The organism is Streptomyces flavidovirens DSM 40150, from assembly GCF_000429085.1.
GTDB lineage: Bacteria > Actinomycetota > Actinomycetes > Streptomycetales > Streptomycetaceae > Streptomyces > Streptomyces flavidovirens.
On sequence record NZ_AUBE01000015.1, the window covers coordinates 121,112 to 142,002 of the forward strand.

The following is a 20,891-nucleotide window of genomic DNA, read 5'->3' on the forward strand; positions in this document are numbered from 1 at the left end:
CCGCACTACTAACCAGCCCGTCCGGCGATTGAGGACCGGGGTCCGGGGCGGCGCCCCGGTTGTGGGAAGGGGCGGGTAGGGGAAAAGCCCCGCAGGGCCCCCGCCCCCCACCCCCGCGCCGGGCGGGCGGGGGTCCTCCGGGGCCCGGCCGTCTCCTCCGTCCGGGGTCAAAGGCGGCAGGCCGGTCAGGCGGAGGACGAGGACACGCGCGCGCCCGCGTACAGCGCTGAGTCCACCCGGCCCACAGCCGATCGGGCTTCGCCGGCCAGGGACCGCCGGTCGGTCAGCGGCAGCGGTGGGTGGGGGGTGATCCGTACGGTCAGAGCTGACGCGCCGGCCACCCGGCGCAGCGAGGTGACGAAGTCCTCGTCGCCGAGGAACGCGGCCACCGTGCTGGGGGCGCCCAGTTGCTCGTACGCGATCGTCACCGGCCGGACCGGCGCCCCCGCATCGAGCGCCGCCTGGAACGTCGCCCGCCGGAACCGGCCGCCGGGCGCGGAGCACCAGGTGGTGGCCTGGGGGAAGACCAGCACGGAGCGGCCTGAGCGAAGGGCCGAGGACAAGTCGGCCACCGCACGGGGGAGTTCGCGCAGCCCCTCCCGGTCGATAAAGCGTGTGCCCACGCGTCGCGCCAGGGTACCGATGACCGGCCACTGGCCGATCTCCCGCTTCGCGAGGAGGGTCACGGGCTCCACGGCGAGTACGGCGATGACGTCGAGCCAGGAGACGTGGTTGGCCACGATCAGGGTGCCCGTACCGCCGCCGGGCACGGTCAGCGGTTCCAGGCCGGCGTCCAGGCGGATTCCCAGCGCGGCGAGGATGCTCCTTGCCTGGCCGCGCAGCGTGCCCGGTTCGGCGAGCCGTTCACCACGGGCCGCGCCCCTGGTGATCGCGTACGCCAGGGCAGCGCACCGGCGTACGGACTCCGCCATCGGGACCCGGGGGGCGGCATGGGCCGCGCAGTCGGGAGTGCACCCGGCGTCCACGGCCCAGGGGCCCCCGCTCACCGGGTTCACGGGGTTCACGGGGTTTCGCCCAGGAAGTAGCGGCGGTAGCGGTCCCCGAGCCGGTCCATGTCCAGCAGGACGAAGAAGTCGGCGACGTCGAACTCGGGGTCGTGGGTGGGCGCCCCGCACATCCACGCGCCGAGCCTGAAGTAGCCGCGCAGCAGCGGCGGCAGGCCGGCGTAACCGGGCTGCTTGGCCGGCAGTGCGTCGGGCCTCCAGGGCCGTCGCGGGTGGACGCGCAGTTCGGGCGGCGAGGAGTGCTTCGCCGTGCCGAGCAGCCAGGCGCCGGCCGCGGCCGTGCCGCCGTCCGACAGGGGTACGGAGGCACAGCCGGCCAGGTAACGGTGGCCGGAGAGCAGGACGTAGCGGGCGAGCGCGGACCACATCAGGTTGATCACCGCGCCCGAGCGGTGGTCCGGGTGTACGCAGGAGCGGCCCGCCTCGATCATGGCCGGGCGCAGGCCGTCGAGGGCCCGCAGGTCGAACTCGCTGTCGGAGTAGGACCGTGCGGTCCGTCCGGGCGGCAGGAGCCGGTAGGTGCCGACCACCTCGCCGGTCGTGCTCTCGGTGACGATCAGGTGGTCCACGAGGTCGTCGTACGGGTCGATGTCGTGCCCGGCCAGGGGCGAGTCGAGGGTCGCGCCCATCTCCTCGCCGAAGACCCGGTACCGCAGCCGCTGCGCCGCCCGGATCTGGTCCTCGGAGTCCGCGATGGAGGTGACGTACGAGCTGGCGGGCGTCGGGGCGGTGGCTGTGGTGTGCATGAGGCGCATGGGTGCCGTTCTCCGTCCGGTTCGGGGCCGATCGCGCAAGGAGCATGGCGGGGGCGACGGTCGTACCGGTGACAAGGAGGACTGGCCGCCGGATCCGTCGCATGAACAGCGGGGTTCGGGGCCGGACGGCTGTCGCTTCGAGGCGCGGGTGAGTAATACTCTCCGTATGGGCTCACGCATTACCCGTGTCCGACGGGCGACCTCACGGGACGCGAAGCGGCTCACGCGGCTCGTACGGACCTCCCGCGCCTACGAGGGCCCGTACGCCCCGATGGTGGCCGGATACCGGGTGGGGCCCGACTACATCGAGACGCACCGGGTGTTCGTGGCCGTCGGTCCGGACGACGACCGGCTGCTCGGCTTCTACGCTCTGGTGCTGGACCCGCCGGAGCTCGACCTGATGTTCGTGGCCGACTCCGCCCAGGGCCTGGGCATCGGCCGCCTGCTCGTCGCGCACATGCGCGGCGAGGCGCGCGCCGCGGGGATCTCCGGCGTGCGGGTGGTCTCGCACCCGCCCGCCGAGGGTTTCTACCTCAGCGTGGGCGGCGAGCGGACCGGAACCGAACCCGCCAACCCGCCCGCGGTGATGTGGGACCGCCCGGAGCTCGTCATTCCGGTCGGATGGGACCGCCATTCGGAGGACTGAGGGCGATCGGCGGGAACTGAGCGGGCCGCGCAAGCGTTGGCGGGTTGGGCAAAGAGATCGTCAAAGGGCGCGGCCCGCGCCGGATTGAGCAGGGATCTTCATGGGTGTCAGTCTCTCCAAGGGCGGCAATGTCTCGCTCTCCAAGGAGGCCCCCGGCCTGACCGCTGTCATGGTGGGCCTGGGCTGGGACGTACGCAGCACGACCGGGACCGACTTCGACCTCGATGCCAGCGCCCTGCTGCTCGATGTCAACAGCAAGGTCGTGTCGGACCAGCACTTCGTCTTCTTCAACAACCTCAAGAGCCCCGACGGCTCGGTCGAGCACACCGGTGACAACCTCACCGGTGAGGGCGAGGGCGACGACGAGCAGATCAAGGTGAGCCTCTCCACGGTTCCCGCCGAGGTCGACAAGATCGTCTTCCCGGTGTCGATCCACGAGGGCGAAAGCCGCGGCCAGAGCTTCGGCCAGGTCCGCAACGCCTTCATCCGGGTCGTCAACCAGGCGGACAACAACGAGCTCGCCCGTTACGACCTCTCCGAGGACGCCTCGACCGAGACGGCCATGGTCTTCGGCGAGCTGTACCGCAACGGCGCGGAGTGGAAGTTCCGCGCCGTCGGCCAGGGGTACGCCTCGGGCCTGCGCGGCATCGCGACGGACTTCGGCGTCAACATCTGATACGCCGCCTCGGGGCTGTCCGCGCCGGCACGCCCGGCCCGGACAGCCCGGTTCGCCGTGCGCGGTCGGCCGTGACGGAGCCGCGAGTGTCGCCGAACTAACACGGGCATTCTTTATGCAACTTGTTGCACAACGGTGCCCGCGTCGACTACACATTGCGGCATGAGTCCGACGACTGCGTACCCGCGCCTGCTGAGCCCCCTCGACCTGGGCTTCACGACCCTGCCCAACCGCGTGCTGATGGGTTCCATGCACGTCGGACTCGAAGAGGCCGAGCGCGGCTTCGAGCGGATGGCCGAGTTCTACGCGACCCGCGCCCGCGGCGGCGTCGGCCTCATGGTCACCGGTGGCATAGCCCCCAATGACCGCGGCCGCCCCTACCCCGGCGGCGCCAAGCTGACCACCCCCGAGGAGGCGACGCAGCACCGGCAGGTGACGGACGCCGTGCACCGCGAGGGCGGCAGGATCGCGATGCAGATCCTGCACTTCGGGCGGTACGCCTACCACCCCGACCTCGTCGCCCCCAGCGCGATCCAGGCGCCCATCAGCCCGTACACGCCGAACGCCCTGACCGACGCCGAGGTCGAGGAGACCATCGAGGACTTCGTCCGTGCGGCAGGGCTCGCCAAGTCGGCGGGTTACGACGGCGTGGAGATCATGGGGTCCGAGGGCTACCTGATCAACGAGTTCATCGCCGCGCACACCAACCACCGCGACGACCGGTGGGGCGGCTCGTACGAGAACCGCATGCGCTTCCCCGTGGAGATCGTCCGCAGGGTGCGCGAGCACGTCGGCCCGGACTTCATCCTCATCTACCGGCTGTCGATGCTCGACCTCGTCCCCGGCGGTTCCTCCCTCGACGAGGTCATCACGCTCGCCCGCGCGGTCGAGGCGGCCGGTGCGACGATCATCAACACCGGCATCGGCTGGCACGAGGCCCGCATCCCCACCATCGCGACCTCCGTGCCGCGCGGCGCGTACGCCTGGGTGACGAAGCGGGTCATGGGGTCGGTGAAGATCCCGCTGGTGACGACCAACCGCATCAACACCCCCGAGAAGGCCGAGGAGCTGCTCGCCGACGGCTGCGCCGACATGGTGTCGCTCGCCCGCCCCTTCCTCGCCGACCCCGACTTCGTCGCCAAGGCCGAGGCCGGCCGCTCCGACGCCATCAACACCTGCATCGGCTGCAACCAGGCCTGCCTCGACCACACCTTCAGCGGGCTCATCACCTCCTGCCTGGTCAACCCCCGCGCCTGCCACGAGACCGAGCTGGTCCTGACTCCCACCCGCCGCGCCAAGCGCGTCGCCGTCGTCGGCGCCGGGCCCGCCGGGCTCGCCTGCGCGGTGACGACGGCCGAGCGCGGCCACGCCGTGACGCTGTACGACGCCTCCGAGGTGATCGGCGGCCAGCTCAACATCGCGCGCAAGGTGCCCGGCAAGGAGGAGTTCAACGAGACGCTGCGGTACTTCCGCAGCCGGCTCGACGAGCTCGGCGTCGAGCTCCGCCTCGGCACCCGCGCCACCGCCGAATCCCTCACCGCCGCCGGCTTCGACGAGATCGTCCTCGCCACCGGCGTCACCCCCCGCGTCCCGCGGATCGAGGGCATCGACCACCCCAGCGTCATCAGCTACCTCGACCTCCTGCGCGACGACGCGAAGGCGGGCGACCGCGTCGCGGTCATCGGCGCGGGCGGCATCGGCTTCGACGTGGCCGAATTCCTCACCGACACGTCCACGGACGCGGACGACGCGGCGAGCCTCAGCCCCGAGGTCTTCTCCGCCCAGTGGGGCGTCGACATGGAGTACGGCTCACGCGGCGGCCTCCAGGCCCCGGTCCGCGCCCCCCAGACCCGCACCGTCCACCTCATCCAGCGCAAGGCCACCAAGGTCGGCGCCGGACTCGGCAAGACCACCGGCTGGATCCACCGCACCGAGCTCAAGCACCGCGGCGTCACGATGGTCGCGGGCGCGACGTACGACCGCGTCGACGACGAAGGACTGCACCTCACGGTCGACGGCGAGCAGCGGCTGATCCCCGTGGACACGGTCGTGCTGTGCACCGGGCAGGAGCCGCGCCGCGAGCTGTACGACACCCTGCTCGCCGCCGGACTGCCCGTGCACCTCATCGGCGGCGCGGACGTCGCAGCCGAACTGGACGCCAAGCGCGCGATCCGGCAGGGAACGGAACTCGCGGCCACCCTGTGACGTGGACCTGCCTAGGATGCGCTCATGTCCCTCCCGTACGCCATCCTCACCGCACTGCTCGAAAAGCCGTCGTCCGGGCTGGAGCTGACCCGCAGGTTCGACAAGTCCATCGGCTACTTCTGGTCCGCCACGCACCAGCAGATCTACCGCGAACTGGGCAAGCTGGAGGAGTCCGGCGCGATCCGGGCCCTGCCCGGGCCGCGGCAGCCGACGCGGGGACAGAAGAAGGAGTACGAGGTCCTGCCGGCCGGCCGGAACGAACTGGCCGCATGGGTGGCGAAGATCGAGGATCCCAAGCCCATCCGTGACGCACTCCTGCTGCGCCTGCGCGCGGCGGGAGTGGTGGGTACGCAGGGCCTGGAGGCGGAGGTGCGACGCCATCTGACGCTTCACCGGGCGCAGTTGGCGGAGTACCGCGCGATCGAGGAGCGGGACTTCGGGAACGGCAGGGACAGCGAGGGCGACCGGCTGCGGCATCTCGTCCTGCGCGCCGGGATCGACCTGGAGAACTTCTGGGTGGGCTGGCTGGAAGCGGCGCGTGCGGAGCTCGCGGACATGGGCCCGGGCGTCAGCACGGGCCCGGACACCGGCACTGATGCGCGTACGGGCCCGGAATCCACGGCCTGAGTGGATTCCGGGCCCGTACCGTACGACGGTCAGCCCTTGTTCTGGGACGCCCAGAACTCGTCGAAGGTGAGCTTGCCGTCACCGTTGCTGTCATGGGAGTTGATTACGGCCTGGGCCACCGTCTCGGTGACGTAGGGGTCACCGAGCTGCGCCATGACGCTCTTGTACTCGACCGCCGAGATCGTGCCGTCCCCGTTGATGTCGTACCGCTCGAAAGCCTTGCGCGCCGACTCGATGTCCGCCACTGGATCCACCCCTTCTGGTGCTGATAGAACCCGCACAGATTATCGGCCCGGCCGCCGGTCCCTGATGGCGCACTGAAGTACCTCCGCAAGTACTTCTCCGCAAAACCTTTTCCGCACGGGAACAGTGCGTTTTCCGCCCCGGATTGCACAGTTCCGGCCAATACCAGGGGCCACTTCGTCACTCTCTGCCGCCGGGCGATAACTTCATGGCGTCGCCGCCACACCAGGAGCACAGGGCCCCTCGGGACTAGCGGCGCCAAGGGCGTTCTTCAGTGGACCTCACGACTGACGCAATTCACGTTTCAGCCCTATACCCCCAATGCCGCGTCATCTGTTCCGAGGGCAGCCATGCCCCCAGTGACGCCGGCGAACTCAAGCCTCTGCGCGCCGCGCGCGATCAGGCATATGCCGTCGAAAAACCCGAAGCCTACGGAAGGACTGCGGACAATGACCGACAAGCTGCTTGATTTTCCCCTCTCGCGGCGGGGCGACGTACTTCCCGAAGAGTGTTCCTGGCTTCGCGAGCAGCAGCCGGTGGCCCGGGTACGCACGCTCACCGGGGACAGTGCCTGGCTGGTGAGCAGTTATCCGCTGGCCAAAAAGGTGCTGGAGGACGAGCGGTTCAGCCTCAGGGAGACGGCCGCTCCCGGCGTGCCGAAGCAGTACGCGCCGACCATCCCGCCCGAGGTCGTCAAGAACATGGGGCACCTCGACAGCGCCCGCCTGCGCGGCGCGGTGATGAAGGCGCTCAACCCGCCCACGGGCGGCGGGCTGCACGGCTGGCTGCGCCTCACGGCTGACCGGCTCATCGACGACCTGATGGCCTGGGGGCCGCCGGTGGACCTGCGAGCGGGGTTCGCCGATCCCTTCTCGGCGGCCCTGCACTGCAAGGTTCTCGGGGTGCCGTTCGAGGACTGGCCCCGGCTGATGTCGAGCCTGGACATCGCGTTCATGACCAGCGCGCAGCCCTTCGAGGGCTCGCAGCTCAACTGGTACAAGGACGTCGGCTACATGGTGGAGCGGCTGAACGCCCCCGCGTCCGAACGCGCGGGCCTGCTGGGAGAGCTGGCCGCGCTGCGGGACGACGCGGAGTCCTCGCATCTGACGGACGAGATGCTCGCCACCGTCGCCGCCTCGCTGTTCGGCGCCGGCGCGCTCTCCACGTCCGCGTTCCTGGTGCTCGCCGTGCTCGCGCTGCTGCAACGGCCGGAGCTGATCGGTTATCTGCGCGCCCACCCGGACCGGATGGGCCGCGCCGTCGACGAACTGCTGCGCTGGAACCTGTCGATCGGCGACGGTCTGCCCCGCCTCGCCCTCGCCGACGTACAGCTCGGTGACGTGCTCGTCCGCAAGGGCGAACTGGTCCTTGTCCTGGTCGAGGGCGCCAACTTCGACCCGGAGGTCTTCGAGGACCCCCACATCCTGAACCTGAACCGCGAACACAACCCGCATCTCGCCTTCGGCGGCGGCAAGCACTTCTGCCCGGCCTCGGCGCTGGGCCGCGCGCACGCGGAGACAGCGCTGGCGGCGCTGGTGGACCGGATGCCGAGGCTGGGGCTCGCGGTCCCGGCGGAACAACTGGTGTGGCGTACGGGCTTCATCAAGCGGCTGCCGGAGCGGCTGCCGGTGCTCTGGTAGGGGCGCCGGGGCACGTAACGGAGACCAAGAGACCTCGCGTCAGCGGAAGATGCCCGTGTGGCCCAGTGAGTAGCGGCCCGGCTGGGGGTAGACCGCGAGGCCGTGCGGGCCGCCGCCGACCGGGATGCGGGCGAGCTGCTCGCCGGTGGTGGTGTCGATGGCGTACACCTCCGAGTCGTAACGCCCGGACAGCCACAGCACCTTGCCGTCGGCCGAGACACCGCCCATGTCGGGGCTGCCCCCGTCCGGCAGGTGCCACTTCTTCGTCAGCTTGTTCTTCTTGAAGTCGAAGACGGAGACGGACCCCTCGCCCCGGTTGGAGACGTACATCTCCCTGGAGTCGCGCGAGACGTAGAGGCCGTGGCAGCCCTTGCCCGTCGGCAGCAGATCGGGGGTGGTGAACTTCTCGCCGTCCAGGACCCACATGCCGTGCGCCATCATGTCGGCGATGTAGATCGTCTTGCCGTCGGGCGAGATCTTCACGTCCTGCGGCATCGCGCCCTCGAACGGCAGCTTCTGCTGGCCGATGACCTCCATCTTCTCGGTGTCGACCTTGAGGAGCTCGCCGGAGAACTCGCAGGAGACGACGAAGTACCGGCCGTCGGCGGAGAAGTCCGCGTGGTTGACGCCCGCGCAGCTCACCGGCACGGTCTTGACGCGGTCCATGGTGTGCGGGTCGCGGAAGACCAGTTCGCGGTCCATCGACGCCATGACGACGGCGTACTTGCCGTTGGGCGTGAAGTAGAGGTTGTACGGGTCGTGCACCTCCACCGGCTTGCCCACCGCGCCCGTGGCGGGGTTGATCGGCGTGAGGGTGTGGCCGCGGTTGTTGTTGACCCACAGGGTCTTCATGTCCCACGACGGCACGACGTGCTGCGGCTGGACACCGACCGGGATCGTCTTGATGACCTTGTACGTCTTGGGGTCGATCACCGACACCGTGTTGGAGTTGGTGTTGGGGACATAGACGCGGGACGGGAAGTTCTTGACGACCGGCGACAGTTGGTTCGGCCGGTCGGCGGCGTACACGTCCTTGGGGTCGAGCACCGGTGGCATCCCCGGCAGCCCGGCGGGCGCGGTCTTCTTCACTTCGGCGGGCGACGCCACGCCCTTGGTGCCGCCCGCCTCGGCGGGCCCCTTGCCGTCGGAGTCGGCGCAGCCCGCGAGGGCGGCGAGGAGGGCGCCGGCGAGCAGCGCGGTCGTACGTCGAATGATCGTCGTCATCGGGTCAGCAGCTCCGTGGTGGTCACCGCGCGCAGGCCGCGGCGGTCGAGTTCGTCGAGGAGGGCGGGCAGGGCGGCGACCGTGTCCGCGTAGCCGAAGTGCAGGCTCACCACGGATCCGTTGCGGATTTCCCCGCTGATCTTCCGGGTGACGGCCGGGGCGCCGGGCGAGGTGAAGTCGAGCGAGTCGACGTCGTACGACAGGACGTGCGGGTAGCCGGCCCGGTGCGCCAGCCGCTGGACGAGCGGCGTGGCGTACCGGGTGCGCGAAGGCCGGAACCAGGTGCCGATGGAGCCGGTGAGCCGGCGCAGCCGGTCCGCGCAGCCGCTGATCTCGGCGTACGCCTCCTCCTCACCCATGGCGGAGATGGCGAGGTGTCGCTGGGTGTGGTTGCCGAGGTCGTGGCCGCCGTCGATGATCCGGCGGGCGAGCCGCGGGTGGGCGTCGAGCCAACTGCCGACCACGAGGACGGTGACGCGGGCGCCGGCCCGCTCAGCCTCGGCGAGTACGGCCTTCGCGGTGGCCGGGTCGCCCTGCCCGTGGAAGGTGAGGGCGACCCGGCGGCGGTCGCGCGGGCCGTGGGTGATCTGGACGGGCAGGCCGGGGAAGCGGTGGGGGGCGGGGGCCGGGCGTGGCACCGCGGACGGTACCGGGGCGGGCGCGGGTGCCGCGGAGTCCGCGTCGCAGCCGGTGGCGAACGCTCCCGCGACGGCCGCCCCGGCCGCTCCGGCTCCGGCGCGCAGCACGCTGCGGCGGCAGGTCAGTGTCACGCGCCCTATTTAAGGGGTAATGCGAGCAAAAGATACCGATTGAGCCAATTCGGGGTCTAGCGGGTCGCCGGTGCTCAGGTGTCCAACACCCACTTCCGGTATGGATTCACTCGCCCTGGCCCATATTTATGCGGACATTGCCAGGTGAGTGGCTCAGCTCACCTGCGATTCATCGCAGGAATGCCCAATGTTGCGGCGTTTTGACCCAGTGCGGGCTTTTGGCGCCCTGCTCACCTGTCTGCCATAGTCGGTGCCACGACCCCCATTGACCCGGGCCAGGTCGCCATCACAAGCGGCCGTGGATCACACCCCCCCGTTCCACGGCGCTCCACAAAAGCCCCCGAAGTGCCGCACCCCGGCCCGCAGGGGGCTTTTGTGCATGCCGCGGCATTTCTGAAGGTCAGCGCTCGGCGGTACGGTCACTGACCCGCATCTCGAACCAGGTGGTCTTGCCGCGCGGCAGCAGATCCACGCCCCACCGGTCGGAGAGCTTGTCGACGAGGAAGAGCCCGCGGCCACTGATGTCGAGTTCACGCACGGGCATCAGGCAGGGCAGGCCGCGCGACGGGTCCCGCACCTCGACCCTTATCCAGCCCCGGCGGCGCAGCATGCGCAGTCCGAAGACGCGGGCGCCGGTGTGCCGCACGGCGTTGCCCACGAGCTCCGAGACGAGCAGCACCGCATGCTCGGCGGTCTGCGGGGAGAGCTGCCACTGGCGCAGGACCACGCAGTGCGTGAGCCGCCGCGCCGTGGCCGCCGACTCCGGCCGGGAGGGCAGCCGTACCTCTTCGTCGGTCGGGTTCCCGAACAACTCCACGGCTTTGAACGCCTGTTCGTCTTCAATAGCCGGTGTCCACCGTGCGGCGGTCGCGCTGCCGCGCGGCCGCGGTTGCTCGACACCCTCCAGCCCCGCCATGCCCCCCATCATGGCCGTCCGAAAGGCCCTCCGGGGCCGTTCCGGGGGATTCGGCCCCTCGGAACCACCCCGCCAGGGGGTACGGGTTGACATATGCCGGTGGCAGAAAATGCATCGACGCACAGCAACTGACCTGCGGTTGGCGACGGACGCGTCTGATCACGGAGCCCTCGCGCCAAGGTCCCCTTCAGGCCGCGTTAAGGCCGGGTTAATCCGCCCGAGAGGAGTACCCGCCACCTGTGCGCCAACTTGCCGACGGTCAGAGGAACTTGGCCTTACCGGGGCCCTCGTCGACAAAGCTGCGCATGCCACGCTCCCGGTCCTCGGTGGCGAACAGCCCCGCGAACCAGTTGCGTTCGATGGCCAGCCCGGTCTCCAGGTCCGTCTCGAGACCGGCGTCGACGCACTCCTTGGCCGCGCGCAGCGCCATCGCGGGGCCCTGGGCGAGCTTCGCGGCCCAGGCGTGCGCCTGCTCGTACACCTCGGCCGCCGGCACGACCCGGTCGACCAGGCCGATGGTCAGCGCCTCGTCGGCGCGCACGTGCCGCCCGGTGAAGATCAGGTCCTTGGCCCTGGACGGGCCGACCAGCCGCGCGAGCCGCTGCGTGCCACCCGCGCCGGGGATCAGGCCGAGGAGGATCTCGGGCTGGCCGAGCTTGGCGTTGTCGCCGGCGATACGGAAGTCGGCGCACAGGGCGAGCTCGCAGCCGCCGCCCAGCGCGTAGCCGGTGACCGCGGCGACGACGGGCTTGGGGATGCGGGCGACGGCGGTGAAGGAGTCCTGGAGAGCCCTGGAGCGTACGACCATCGCCGCGTGGTCCATCGCCTGCATCTCCTTGATGTCCGCGCCGGCGGCGAACACCTTCTCGCCGCCGTAGATGACCACGGCGCGCACGTCGTCGCGCCGGGTCGCCTCTTCGGCGAGCTCACGCAGCCGGTCCTGGGTGGCGATGTCCAGCGCGTTCATCGGGGGGCGGGCCAGGCGGATGGTGCCGACGCCCTCGGAGACTTCGAGATTCACAGTCATACGAGCGAGGTTAGCCGCCGTTAACGACAACGGACCCGGTGCGCTCCATCACAGTGCACCGGGTCCGTACGTACGTACCGCGCGTGTTACTTCTTCCACTCCGCCCAGGACATGTTCCAGCCGTTGAGGCCGTTGTCCGGCTGGATCTGCTTGTCGTTGGAGTTCTTCACGACGACCACGTCACCGAGGATCGAGTGGTTGAAGAACCAGGCGGCCGGAGTCTGCTTGTCCCACCCGCCCCGCACGTCCCGCAGACCCACGCAGCCGTGGCTGACGTTCGCCGACCCGAAGGTCCCGGCGCCCGCCCAGTAGTTGCCGTGGATGAAGGTGCCGGAAGTCGACAGACGCATCGCGTGCGGTACGTCCTTGATGTCGTACTCGCCGCCGAAGCCGACGGTGGCGCCGTTCATGCGCGTCACCCTGTACTTCTCGCTGATGACCATCTGGCCGTTGTACGTCGTCGTCGACGGGGCGCCCGCGGTGATCGGGACGGTCTTGAGGACCTTGCCGTCGCGCTTGACCGTCATCGTGTGGGCCTTGGCGTCCACGATGCTGACCTGGCTGCGGCCGACCGTGAACTTCACCGTCTTCGACTGCTTGCCGTACACGCCCGGCCGGCCCTCGACGCCGTCGAGGTTCAGCTTCAGCGTCACCTTGGTGCCGGCGGCCCAGTACTTCTCGGGGCGGAAGTCCAGGCGGTCGTTGCCGAACCAGTGGCCCTCGACCGGCACCGACGGCTCGGCCGTCACCTTGACCGCCTTCTCGACGTCCTCCGGCTCGGTGATGCCACGGCTGAAGCGCAGCGAGACCGGCATTCCCACGCCCACCGTCGAGCCGTCCTCGGGCGTGAAGTAAGTGACGAAGGTGTTCTTCGGTACGAGTGTCGTGAAGGTGGTGTCCTTCGCGGACTCACGGCCCTCGGAGTCCTTCGCGATCGCGTGGACCTTGTACTTGGTCGCGGCGCCGAGGTGGTGCGCCGGCTCCCAGGAGGTGCCGTCGCCGGTGATCTTTCCCTCGACCTCGTTGCCCTTGGTGTCCTCGACCTTGACGGACGTCAGCCTGCCCTTGTCGGCGCCGATCTTCAGCGCCCCGCTCGTGGCGACGTTCTTCGCCTCGTCCCTGGGCACGATCGTCACCACCGCCTGCGACGCCTCGGTGTCGCCGGTCTTACCCGCCCCGTCCTTCTTGCCCTTGCCGCCACCGTCGCCGGAAGCACCGCTTCCCGCGCACGCCGTGACGAACAGCAGCATCGCCCCCAGCAGCAGAGCCAGCAGTCCCGGTCCCCCGCGCCGAGATCCGCGCCCCCGCCGCGCTCCGGCCGATGTCCCCGGTATCGGCTGCCTTTTCACGTGTTGTTCTCCCCTCGCACGGCCTGGCCCCAGCCATGGCCCGCACCCCCACGCGCAGCAACCGCGCGCCTGGTGAATGGTAATCACACCGGGCGTTTCGCCGACTCCCCGTGTATGTCACCATTCGGTCCCAAGTGACGGGGAGACCGGTGCGGGCCGTGCAGGTCAGCGAGGGGTCACCGGAGAGCGGAGCCGGCCTTCCAGCGGTTCCAGTCCATGTTCCAGCCGCCGAGGCCGTTGTCGGGAGCGACCTTCCGGTCACGGGAGTTCACCACTTCCACCACGTCCCCGACCAGCGTGCGGTCGAAGAACCAGCCGGCCGGGGTGTCGGGGCTGCCGCCCTTCACATCGCGCAGCCCGATGCACCCGTGGCTGGTATTGACCGATCCGAACGTCTCGGACGGGGCCCAGTAGTTGCCGTGCAGGAAGGTCCCCGAAGCCGTCAGCCGCATCGCGTGCGGGACATCGGGGATGTCGTACTCGCCACCGAAGCCGACGGTCCTGCCGTCCATGCGTGTGACGTCGTACAGCTCGGTGACGACCATCTTTCCGTTGTACGTCGTGGTCTTCGGCGCGCCCGCGCTGACCGGCACGCTCACCGGCTTCTCGCCGTCGCGCCGTACCACCATGGTGTGCGCCTCGGCGTCCACCGTCGAGACCTGGGAACGGCCGACCGTGAAGCCGACCTCCTTGTGCTGGATGCCGAACACACCGGGCGCCGCCTCGACGTCGCGCAGTCCCAGGTCGACGCTGACGCGGGTGCCCGGCTTCCAGTAGTGGCGCGGCCGGAAGTCGAGGCGCTGGGCGGCGAACCAGTGGCCGGACACTTCCACCGGCGGCTGGGAGCTGATCTTGATGGCGCGTTCTACGGCGGCGCGGTTGACGACGGCACGGTTGAAGGAGAAGGACACGATCATGCCGGTGCCGACGGTCGAGCGGTTCTCCGGCTTGAAGTAGCCGATGAAGCGGTGCTCGGGGACGACCGTGGTGAACGAGGTGTGCCGGGCGGAGCGGCGGCCGTGGCCGTCGACGGCGACCGCGTCGACCGTGTACTTGGCGGCCAGCCGCAGCGGCCCGGAATCCGGCCGCCAGCTCAGCCCGTCGTCCGCGATCCGGCCCGTGACCTCGTGCTGGTCGGCGTCCTCGACCCGTACGACCTGGACCCGTTCCAGCCGCCCGTCGGGGACCTTCACTTCGATCCGGGCGTCCGCCCCGATTCCCTTCGCGCCGTCCTCGGGAACGATCCGGATGGCGTCCCCGGGGGAGCGCGGCTTGCCGCCGAACAGCGGTTCGCCGTCGGCCGTGCACCCGGCGAGCCCGGCGACGAGTGCTGCCCCTGCCAGTGCGGCGGCCAGGGCCGCCCGTGCGCGTCTCACTGCGTCTCTCACGTCCGGCCCAACGACCGCCCCCCTCCAGGGGAAACGTGAGTACGACCCCTGTTCCGGGCAGAACAGGTGGGAGGACTGCGCGAGGGGGCCACGGCCGGGACGCCGTACGGTCTCAAGGATCCGCCGGTCCCAACGAGCCGCGGGAGGCTTACAGGTGTCCAGCGCACCCGAGCAGGAGGCAGTACAGGAGGCGGTGCGGGCAGCGGTGACCGAGGCGGTGCACGACAGCCGCCCCGCACCCGCACCCGCCCCGGCCGCCGTCAACGGGCGGCGCCCGGGCCACGACCGGGGCGGGCCGCCCGTCTGGCCCGGCGCGCCGACCCCTCTGGGGGCGCGGTTCCGTGTCGGGCCCGACGGTGTCGCGGGCACGAACTTCGCACTGTGGGCGGGCGGCGCCGAGGCCGTCGAGGTGTGCCTCTTCGACGAGGACGGCACCGAGACGCGCTGCCGGCTGACCGAGCTGACGCACGAGATCTGGCACGGTTTTCTGCCGGGCATCCGCGCGGGGCAGCGCTACGGCTTCCGTGTGCACGGCCGGTGGGACCCGTGGACCGGCGCGCGCTGGAACCACGCGAAGCTGCTTCTCGACCCGTACGCGCGGGCCGTGGACGGCGACTTCTCCCTACCCGGCGAGGTGTACGGGCACGTCAGGGACTGGCCGCAGCAGAACGTCGCGGACACGGTGCGCGACGACCGCGACTCGGCGCCGTACGTCCCCAAGGGTGTGGTCGTCCACGACGACGCGCCGGGTGATGAATGGGTGGACGACCGGCGGCCCAAGACGCCGTGGGCGGACACCGTCATCTATGAACTGCATGTACGCGGCTTCACGAAGCTGCATCCGGGCATCCCGGAGGAGTTGCGCGGTACGTACGCCGGGCTCGGGCATCCGGCGGCGATCGGGCATCTGAAGCGGCTGGGGGTGACGGCGGTCGAGCTGCTGCCGGTGCACCAGTTCGCCCACGAGGACCATCTGCTGCGGCGCGGCCTGCGCAACTACTGGGGTTACAACTCGATCGGCTACTTCGCGCCGCACGCGGGCTACGCGGCGTCGGGCACGGCCGGGCAGCAGGTCGGCGAGTTCAAGGAGATGGTGCGGGCCCTGCACGCGGCCGGTATCGAGGTCATCCTCGACGTGGTCTACAACCACACGGCGGAGGCGGGCGAGCTGGGGCCCACCCTGTCGCTGCGCGGCATCGACAACCGCGGCTACTACCGCCTCCAGAACGACGCCAGGCGGTACGCCGACTACACGGGCTGCGGCAACACCCTGCACGTCGTACAGCCGAACGTGCTGCGGCTGATCACGGACTCGCTCAGGTACTGGGTCACCGAGATGGGCGTGGACGGTTTCCGCTTCGACCTGGCGGCGGCCCTCGCGCGCTCGATGCACGACGTCGACATGCTGTCGCCGTTCCTCGCGGTGATCGCGCAGGACCCGGTGCTGCGGCGGGTGAAGCTGATCGCCGAGCCGTGGGACGTGGGCAACGGGGGCTATCAGGTCGGCGCCTTCCCTCCCCTGTGGACGGAGTGGAACGACCGCTACCGGGACGCTGTACGGGACTTCTGGCGGGGCGCGCTGCCGGACGTGCGGGACCTGGGCTATCGCCTCTCCGGGTCGAGCGATCTGTACGCGTGGGGCGGCCGCCGCCCGTACGCCTCCGTCAACTTCGTCACCGCGCACGACGGCTTCACGCTGCGGGACCTCGTGTCGTACCACCAGAAGCACAACGCGGCGAACGGCGAGGGCAACCGGGACGGGACGAACGACAACCGTTCGTGGAACTGCGGGGCCGAGGGCGAGACGGACGACGCCGGGGTGAACGCCCTGCGGCGGCAGCAGTTGCGCAACCTGGTGACGACGCTGCTGCTGTCGACCGGCGTTCCGATGCTGGTCGCGGGCGACGAGATGGGGCGGACGCAGGGCGGCAACAACAACGCGTACTGCCAGGACAACGAGGTCGGCTGGATCGACTGGTCGCTGCTCGACGACCCCGGCTGGCGGGAGCTGTTCGCGCTGACGTCGCGGCTGCTGGCGCTGCGGCATGCGCATCCGGTGCTGCGCCGGCGCGCGTTCTTCTCGGGCCGGCCGCAGGCGGCGGACGGGCTGCGCGACCTGGCGTGGTTCACCCCGCGCGGGGAGGAGATGACGCAGGAGGACTGGTACGCGCCGGCCTCGACCGTGGGGTTCTATCTGTCCGGCCGCGACATTCCGGGACGTGACGCGCGGGGAGCGAAGATCACGGACGACAGCTTTCTCGCCGTACTGCACGCGGGGGGAAGTCCGGCCCGTTTCGTGCTGCCAAGGCCGCCGTGGGCGCGGACGTACGAACTGGTCGTCGACACCTCGCGGGAGAGCCAGGAGGAGGGGCCGGGGACGGTGTGTCCGGCGGGCGGGGAGATCACCGTGCCGGCCAGATCGGTGCTGCTGCTGAAGGCCAGTACGGCTTAAAACAAGTGAGCGCTGTCAGTGGTGAACCGTACGCTCGAGCGTGATGACCAGAACGGATGCACCCACCAAGGAACGATCGGCCGTACGTTCACTGCTGCGCCTGTGGCCTTACGTGCGCCCGGTCCGCACACGCCTGCTCTGCGCGGCGTTCGTCGCGGTGCTGGCCTCGTGCCTTGGCCTGGTCATCCCGCTGGTTCTGAAGTGGATCGTGGACGGACCGGTGGCGGACCGGGATCCGGGCGGGGTGTGGCTCGGTGCGCTGTACCTGCTGCTGCTCGGGCTCACGGAGGCGGCGCTCTTCGGGCTCCGGAGATGGCTGGTGGCGCGGCCGCTCGCCGGGGTGGAGGCGGCGATGCGCGGCGATCTGTACCGGCATCTGCAACGGCTGCCGGTGGCCTTTCACGACCGGTGGCCGTCGGGGCAGTTACTGTCGCGCGGGACGACGGATCTGATGCTGCTGCGGATGTTTCTCGCCTTTCCGCTTACCTTCCTGCTGGTCAACGGGGTGACGATCCTGGTGGGCTTCGTCATCCTGCTGCAGCAGCAGTGGTCGCTGGGGCTGGTGCTGCTGGCGCCGGTGATTCCGCTGGTAATGCTGTGCCATGTGTTCGAGTCGAAGTACTCGCTGGTCGCGCGGCGTTCCCAGGACCAGGTCGGTGATCTGACGACGGTCGTCGAGGAGAGCGTGCTCGGCATCCGCGTGATCAAGGGGTTCGGCCGCCACCGCAGTCAGGCCCACGCCTTCCGGGAGCTGTCGCTGACGCTGCGGGGCACCGAGCTGACCAAGGCGCGGCTGCTCGCGTGGATCTGGGCGGTGATCACCGCCCTGCCGGAACTGGCCGTCGGCGCGGCGCTGGTGCTCGGCACGGTCCAGGTCGCCGACGGCGATCTGTCGGCGGGCACGCTGGTGGCCTTCCTGTCGACGGCGCTGGCGCTGCGCTGGCCGGTGGAGTCGATCGGCTTCCTGCTCGCGGTCAGCCAGGACGCGGCGACGGCGACGGAGCGGTACTTCGAGGTGATGGACGCGAGGGAGGAGGCGCAGGGGGATACGCCACAGCCCAAGTCGCCGCCGCCCACGCCGGCTCCTTCCCCGTCGACTCCTTCCCCGTCGGCTCCCCCTCGGGACGGGATCGTCTTCGACGGAGTCGAGTTCCGTTACCCCGACGCGCACGACGACGCGCCGCCTGTCCTCGCGCACATCGATCTGCACGTACGGCCCGGCGAGACCATGGCCCTCGTCGGAGCCACCGGCAGCGGCAAGACGACGCTCACCACGCTCGTACCGCGACTGCACGAAGTGACGGGTGGTCGGATCACGCTCGACGGGCAGGACATCACGGCCATACCGCGCGAGCGGCTGCGGGAGCTGGTGTCCGTCGCGTTCGAGGAGCCGACGCTGTTCTCGGCGAGCGTCGGGGAGAACGTCCTGATGGGAGCGGGCGACGGCGACGGCGAGGCGGCGCTGGGGCGGGCCTTGGACACCGCGCAGGCCGGCTTCGTACACCGGCTGCCGCAGGGCACGGCCACGCAGGTCGGCGAGCAGGGGCTGAGCCTGTCCGGCGGGCAGCGGCAGCGGCTCGCGCTGGCCAGGGCGGTGGTGGGCAGACCGCGCTTCCTTGTGCTCGACGATCCGCTGTCGGCGCTCGACGTGCACACGGAGGCGCTGGTGGAGGCGGCGCTGCGGCGCGTCCTGGCGGACACCACCGCGCTCGTCGTCGCGCACCGCCCGTCCACCGTGCTGCTGGCCGACCGGGTGGCGCTGCTCTCCGGCGGCCGCATCGCGGCCGTAGGCACACACCAGGAACTGCTGCACAGCAGCGACGAGTACGCCTGGCTGATGTCCGGGACGCGCGCCAGCGGAGCCGTCAGCGAGAAGGGGGACACCGCATGACCACCACGGCGGACGGCCGGGCGGACGGCCGGGAGGACGGCCAGGCCGGCGCGGACAGCGGCCCCGCCCCGAAGCCGCAGGCACATGCGCAGGCGCAGCGCGAGCCCGCGGCCGGGTCGGCGGACGTCGCCGGGGCCGGGAACGCAGCCGCCCCGAAGACCGCAACCCAGACGACGGCCGGAACCGCAGCCGCAGCCGGGGCGAGAAACGCGGGTGACACCCGCGGCGCAGGCGCGGGTACGGATGGTGGGGGGCGGGGTGGTGATCCGTTTGACCGGGATGCGTTGCCTGCGGCACGGGGGGCGACGGGGGCGCTGCTTCGGTCGCTGTTGCGGCCCCGGCGGGGGCGGGTGGTCGTCGCCACGCTGATCCTGCTGCTCCAGCAGGCGGCGGTGCAGGCGGGCCCGCTGCTCGTCGCGTACGCCATCGACCGGGGCGTACCGGCCCTGCGGCGCGGCGACTTCGGGCCACTGATCATCGTCGCGGCCGGCTATCTGCTCTGCTCGGTCGGCGCGGGCCTGCTCCAGTACGCCTTCATCCGGCTCGCCGCCCGCGTCAACCAGGACGTACTGCTCGATCTGCGCGGCAGGATCTTCCGGCACGCGCAGGCGCTGAGCGTCGACTTCCACGAGCGGTACACGTCCGGGCGGCTCATCTCCCGGTCGACAACGGACGTGGAGTCGCTGCGGCAGCTGCTCAGCGAGGGTCTCCAGGAGCTGATCGGTGTCATCCTCTCCTCCGTCTACATCTGCGCGCTGCTGCTGTATCTCGACGTGGGCATCGGCGGGCTCGCGGTGCTCTCGTTCGTACCGCTGTATCTGCTCATCCGGCGCTACCGGCGCCGTGTCTCCGTCATCTTCGGCAAGCGGTCGACGGCGATCGCCGCCGTGATCGTGAAGTTCGCGGAGACGATGAACGGGATCCGGCCGGTACGGGCGTTCCGGCGCGAGCGGGCGAACGACGCGCAGTTCCACGCGCTCAACCACCGCCACGAGCGGACGAACGGCGACGGCCTGCTGGAGATGGCCCAGTACGTCGTCGGCTCACGGCTCGTCGCCAACACGGCGGTGGCCGGGATGGTGCTGTGGGGCGCCTACCAGGTCGCCGACGGCAGCCTGGAGCTCGGTGTTCTCGCCGCGTCCGTGCTCTATCTGCGGCGGCTCTACGACCCGATCGACCGGCTCGGGATGTTCCTGAACTCCTACCAGTCGGCCGCCGCTTCCCTGGAGAAGATCGCGGGCCTGCTCGCCCAGGTCCCGAGCGTCCGCGAGCCGGCCGAGCCGCGTGAACTGCCCCCGCTGGACGGCGGCGGGCCGGGCCGCGAAGTCGTCTTCGACGGCGTCAGCTTCTCCTACCGCACCGGCGGCGAGGTCCTCCCGCGCTTCAGCCTGACGCTGCCGGCGGGCCAGACCGTCGCCGTCGTCGGCTCGACGGGCGCCGGCAAGTCGACGCTCGCGAAGCTGCTGGCGCGCTTCTACGACCCGACCGAGGGCCGCGTCCTGCTCGACGGTACCGACCTGCGCGACCTCGCCGTGCCCGAACTGCGGCGTGGGGTGGTGATGGTGACCCAGGAGGCGTTCCTGTTCTCCGGCACGGTCGCCGAGAACATCGCCATCGGCCGCCCCGACGCCACCCGCGAGGACATCGAGCAGGCCGCGAAGGCGATCGGCGCGCACGACTTCATCAGCGGTCTGCCGGAGGGGTACGACACGGACGTACGCAAACGGGGTGGCCGGATCTCGGCGGGCCAGCGGCAGTTGGTCGCCTTCGCCCGCGCACTGCTCGCCGACCCCGCCGTGCTGATCCTCGACGAGGCGACGTCGTCCCTGGACGTTCCGGGCGAGCGGGCGGTGCAGCGGGCGATGGACACCGTGCTGCGCGGGCGTACGGCGGTGGTGATCGCGCACCGGCTGTCGACCGTGGAGATCGCCGACCGGGTGCTGGTCATGGAGCACGGCCGCATCGTCGAGGACGGCTCACCTGCCGATCTCATCCGTGGTACGGGGCACTTCGCCGACCTGCACCGGGCGTGGCGCGACAGCCTTGCCTGACACCGC

At 70.5% G+C, this 20,891-nt stretch carries 17 protein-coding genes; 8 read left to right on the forward strand and 9 right to left on the reverse strand.

Annotation, left to right across the window (positions count from 1 at the left end; genetic code table 11):
* Positions 1-185 precede the first annotated feature (185 nt).
* Both G412_RS35450 and G412_RS0121165 read right to left on the reverse strand, forming a co-directional pair.
* A complete protein-coding gene (locus G412_RS35450) occupies positions 186-1,025 on the reverse strand; it encodes a lysophospholipid acyltransferase family protein (protein ID WP_244283147.1) in 840 nt (279 codons plus the stop codon).
* Positions 1,022-1,780, reverse strand: a complete 759-nt coding sequence (locus G412_RS0121165; RefSeq protein ID WP_028813821.1) for a GNAT family N-acetyltransferase — start codon at positions 1,778-1,780, stop codon at positions 1,022-1,024. Before G412_RS0121165 ends, G412_RS35450 begins: the two co-directional genes overlap by 4 nt.
* Positions 1,781-1,946: 166 nt before the next feature.
* Between G412_RS0121165 and G412_RS0121170 the strand changes: the two genes are divergently transcribed.
* The 4 genes from G412_RS0121170 (at position 1,947) to G412_RS0121185 (ending at position 5,934) form a co-directional block, all read left to right on the forward strand.
* On the forward strand, positions 1,947-2,426 hold the full coding sequence (locus G412_RS0121170; protein ID WP_028813822.1) for a GNAT family N-acetyltransferase: 480 nt from the start codon (positions 1,947-1,949) through the stop codon (positions 2,424-2,426).
* 100 nt (positions 2,427-2,526) lie between these two features.
* Complete coding sequence (locus tag G412_RS0121175) at positions 2,527-3,102, forward strand: TerD family protein (protein ID WP_028813823.1); 576 nt, start codon at positions 2,527-2,529, stop codon at positions 3,100-3,102.
* A gap of 162 nt (positions 3,103-3,264) precedes the next feature.
* The gene (locus G412_RS0121180) at positions 3,265-5,307 is read left to right on the forward strand and encodes an NADPH-dependent 2,4-dienoyl-CoA reductase (RefSeq protein ID WP_028813824.1); all 2,043 of its coding nucleotides are present in this window, start codon (positions 3,265-3,267) and stop codon (positions 5,305-5,307) included.
* A gap of 24 nt (positions 5,308-5,331) precedes the next feature.
* Entirely contained in the window at positions 5,332-5,934 is a 603-nt protein-coding gene (locus tag G412_RS0121185) for a PadR family transcriptional regulator (protein WP_028813825.1), read from the forward strand.
* A gap of 29 nt (positions 5,935-5,963) precedes the next feature.
* Here the strand turns inward: G412_RS0121185 and G412_RS0121190 are convergent, their stop codons facing one another.
* Positions 5,964-6,179 carry an EF-hand domain-containing protein gene (locus tag G412_RS0121190; RefSeq protein WP_028813826.1) on the reverse strand — a complete coding sequence of 72 codons (216 nt, stop codon included), beginning with the start codon at positions 6,177-6,179 and terminating at the stop codon, positions 5,964-5,966.
* A gap of 447 nt (positions 6,180-6,626) precedes the next feature.
* On the opposite strand from G412_RS0121190, the gene G412_RS0121195 reads away from it, so the two are divergent.
* Complete coding sequence (locus G412_RS0121195; RefSeq protein ID WP_028813827.1) at positions 6,627-7,817, forward strand: cytochrome P450; 1,191 nt, start codon at positions 6,627-6,629, stop codon at positions 7,815-7,817.
* Between the two features lie 39 nt (positions 7,818-7,856).
* Here the strand turns inward: G412_RS0121195 and G412_RS0121200 are convergent, their stop codons facing one another.
* The 6 genes from G412_RS0121200 to G412_RS0121225 all read right to left on the reverse strand — a co-directional run bounded on the left by G412_RS0121200 (position 7,857) and on the right by G412_RS0121225 (position 14,491).
* Entirely contained in the window at positions 7,857-9,041 is a 1,185-nt protein-coding gene (locus tag G412_RS0121200; RefSeq protein WP_028813828.1) for a YncE family protein, read from the reverse strand.
* On the reverse strand, positions 9,038-9,811 hold the full coding sequence (locus G412_RS0121205; RefSeq protein ID WP_028813829.1) for a polysaccharide deacetylase family protein: 774 nt from the start codon (positions 9,809-9,811) through the stop codon (positions 9,038-9,040). Before G412_RS0121205 ends, G412_RS0121200 begins: the two co-directional genes overlap by 4 nt.
* 400 nt (positions 9,812-10,211) lie before the next feature.
* A complete protein-coding gene (locus G412_RS0121210; RefSeq protein WP_028813830.1) occupies positions 10,212-10,739 on the reverse strand; it encodes an ATP-binding protein in 528 nt (175 codons plus the stop codon).
* Between the two features lie 247 nt (positions 10,740-10,986).
* The gene (locus tag G412_RS0121215) at positions 10,987-11,754 is read right to left on the reverse strand and encodes an enoyl-CoA hydratase/isomerase family protein (RefSeq protein ID WP_028813831.1); all 768 of its coding nucleotides are present in this window, start codon (positions 11,752-11,754) and stop codon (positions 10,987-10,989) included.
* A gap of 86 nt (positions 11,755-11,840) precedes the next feature.
* Complete coding sequence (locus G412_RS0121220) at positions 11,841-13,103, reverse strand: L,D-transpeptidase (protein ID WP_106964140.1); 1,263 nt, start codon at positions 13,101-13,103, stop codon at positions 11,841-11,843.
* 176 nt (positions 13,104-13,279) lie between these two features.
* Entirely contained in the window at positions 13,280-14,491 is a 1,212-nt protein-coding gene (locus tag G412_RS0121225; protein WP_028813833.1) for a L,D-transpeptidase, read from the reverse strand.
* 154 nt (positions 14,492-14,645) lie between these two features.
* Here G412_RS0121225 and glgX point away from each other — a divergent pair, with 154 nt between their 5' ends.
* From glgX to G412_RS35455, 3 genes are read left to right on the forward strand one after another with little or no spacing between them, the layout of a single operon-like run.
* The gene (gene glgX / locus G412_RS0121230) at positions 14,646-16,943 is read left to right on the forward strand and encodes a glycogen debranching protein GlgX (RefSeq protein WP_028813834.1); all 2,298 of its coding nucleotides are present in this window, start codon (positions 14,646-14,648) and stop codon (positions 16,941-16,943) included.
* Between the two features lie 43 nt (positions 16,944-16,986).
* Entirely contained in the window at positions 16,987-18,834 is a 1,848-nt protein-coding gene (locus tag G412_RS0121235; protein WP_028813835.1) for an ABC transporter ATP-binding protein, read from the forward strand.
* On the forward strand, positions 18,831-20,885 hold the full coding sequence (locus tag G412_RS35455; RefSeq protein ID WP_244283152.1) for an ABC transporter ATP-binding protein: 2,055 nt from the start codon (positions 18,831-18,833) through the stop codon (positions 20,883-20,885). The genes G412_RS0121235 and G412_RS35455 overlap by 4 nt, the downstream gene beginning before the upstream one ends.
* Positions 20,886-20,891 lie beyond the last annotated feature (6 nt).

Coding starts and splice junctions, on each gene's coding strand:
- G412_RS0121165 (WP_028813821.1), bottom strand. CDS start 1,780: ATGCGCCTCATGCACACCACAGCCACCGCCCCGACGCCCGCCAGCTCG.
- G412_RS0121170 (WP_028813822.1), top strand. CDS start 1,947: ATGGGCTCACGCATTACCCGTGTCCGACGGGCGACCTCACGGGACGCG.
- G412_RS0121175 (WP_028813823.1), top strand. CDS start 2,527: ATGGGTGTCAGTCTCTCCAAGGGCGGCAATGTCTCGCTCTCCAAGGAG.
- G412_RS0121180 (WP_028813824.1), top strand. CDS start 3,265: ATGAGTCCGACGACTGCGTACCCGCGCCTGCTGAGCCCCCTCGACCTG.
- G412_RS0121185 (WP_028813825.1), top strand. CDS start 5,332: ATGTCCCTCCCGTACGCCATCCTCACCGCACTGCTCGAAAAGCCGTCG.
- G412_RS0121195 (WP_028813827.1), top strand. CDS start 6,627: ATGACCGACAAGCTGCTTGATTTTCCCCTCTCGCGGCGGGGCGACGTA.
- G412_RS0121200 (WP_028813828.1), bottom strand. CDS start 9,041: ATGACGACGATCATTCGACGTACGACCGCGCTGCTCGCCGGCGCCCTC.
- G412_RS0121210 (WP_028813830.1), bottom strand. CDS start 10,739: ATGATGGGGGGCATGGCGGGGCTGGAGGGTGTCGAGCAACCGCGGCCG.
- G412_RS0121215 (WP_028813831.1), bottom strand. CDS start 11,754: ATGACTGTGAATCTCGAAGTCTCCGAGGGCGTCGGCACCATCCGCCTG.
- G412_RS0121235 (WP_028813835.1), top strand. CDS start 16,987: ATGACCAGAACGGATGCACCCACCAAGGAACGATCGGCCGTACGTTCA.
- G412_RS35455 (WP_244283152.1), top strand. CDS start 18,831: ATGACCACCACGGCGGACGGCCGGGCGGACGGCCGGGAGGACGGCCAG.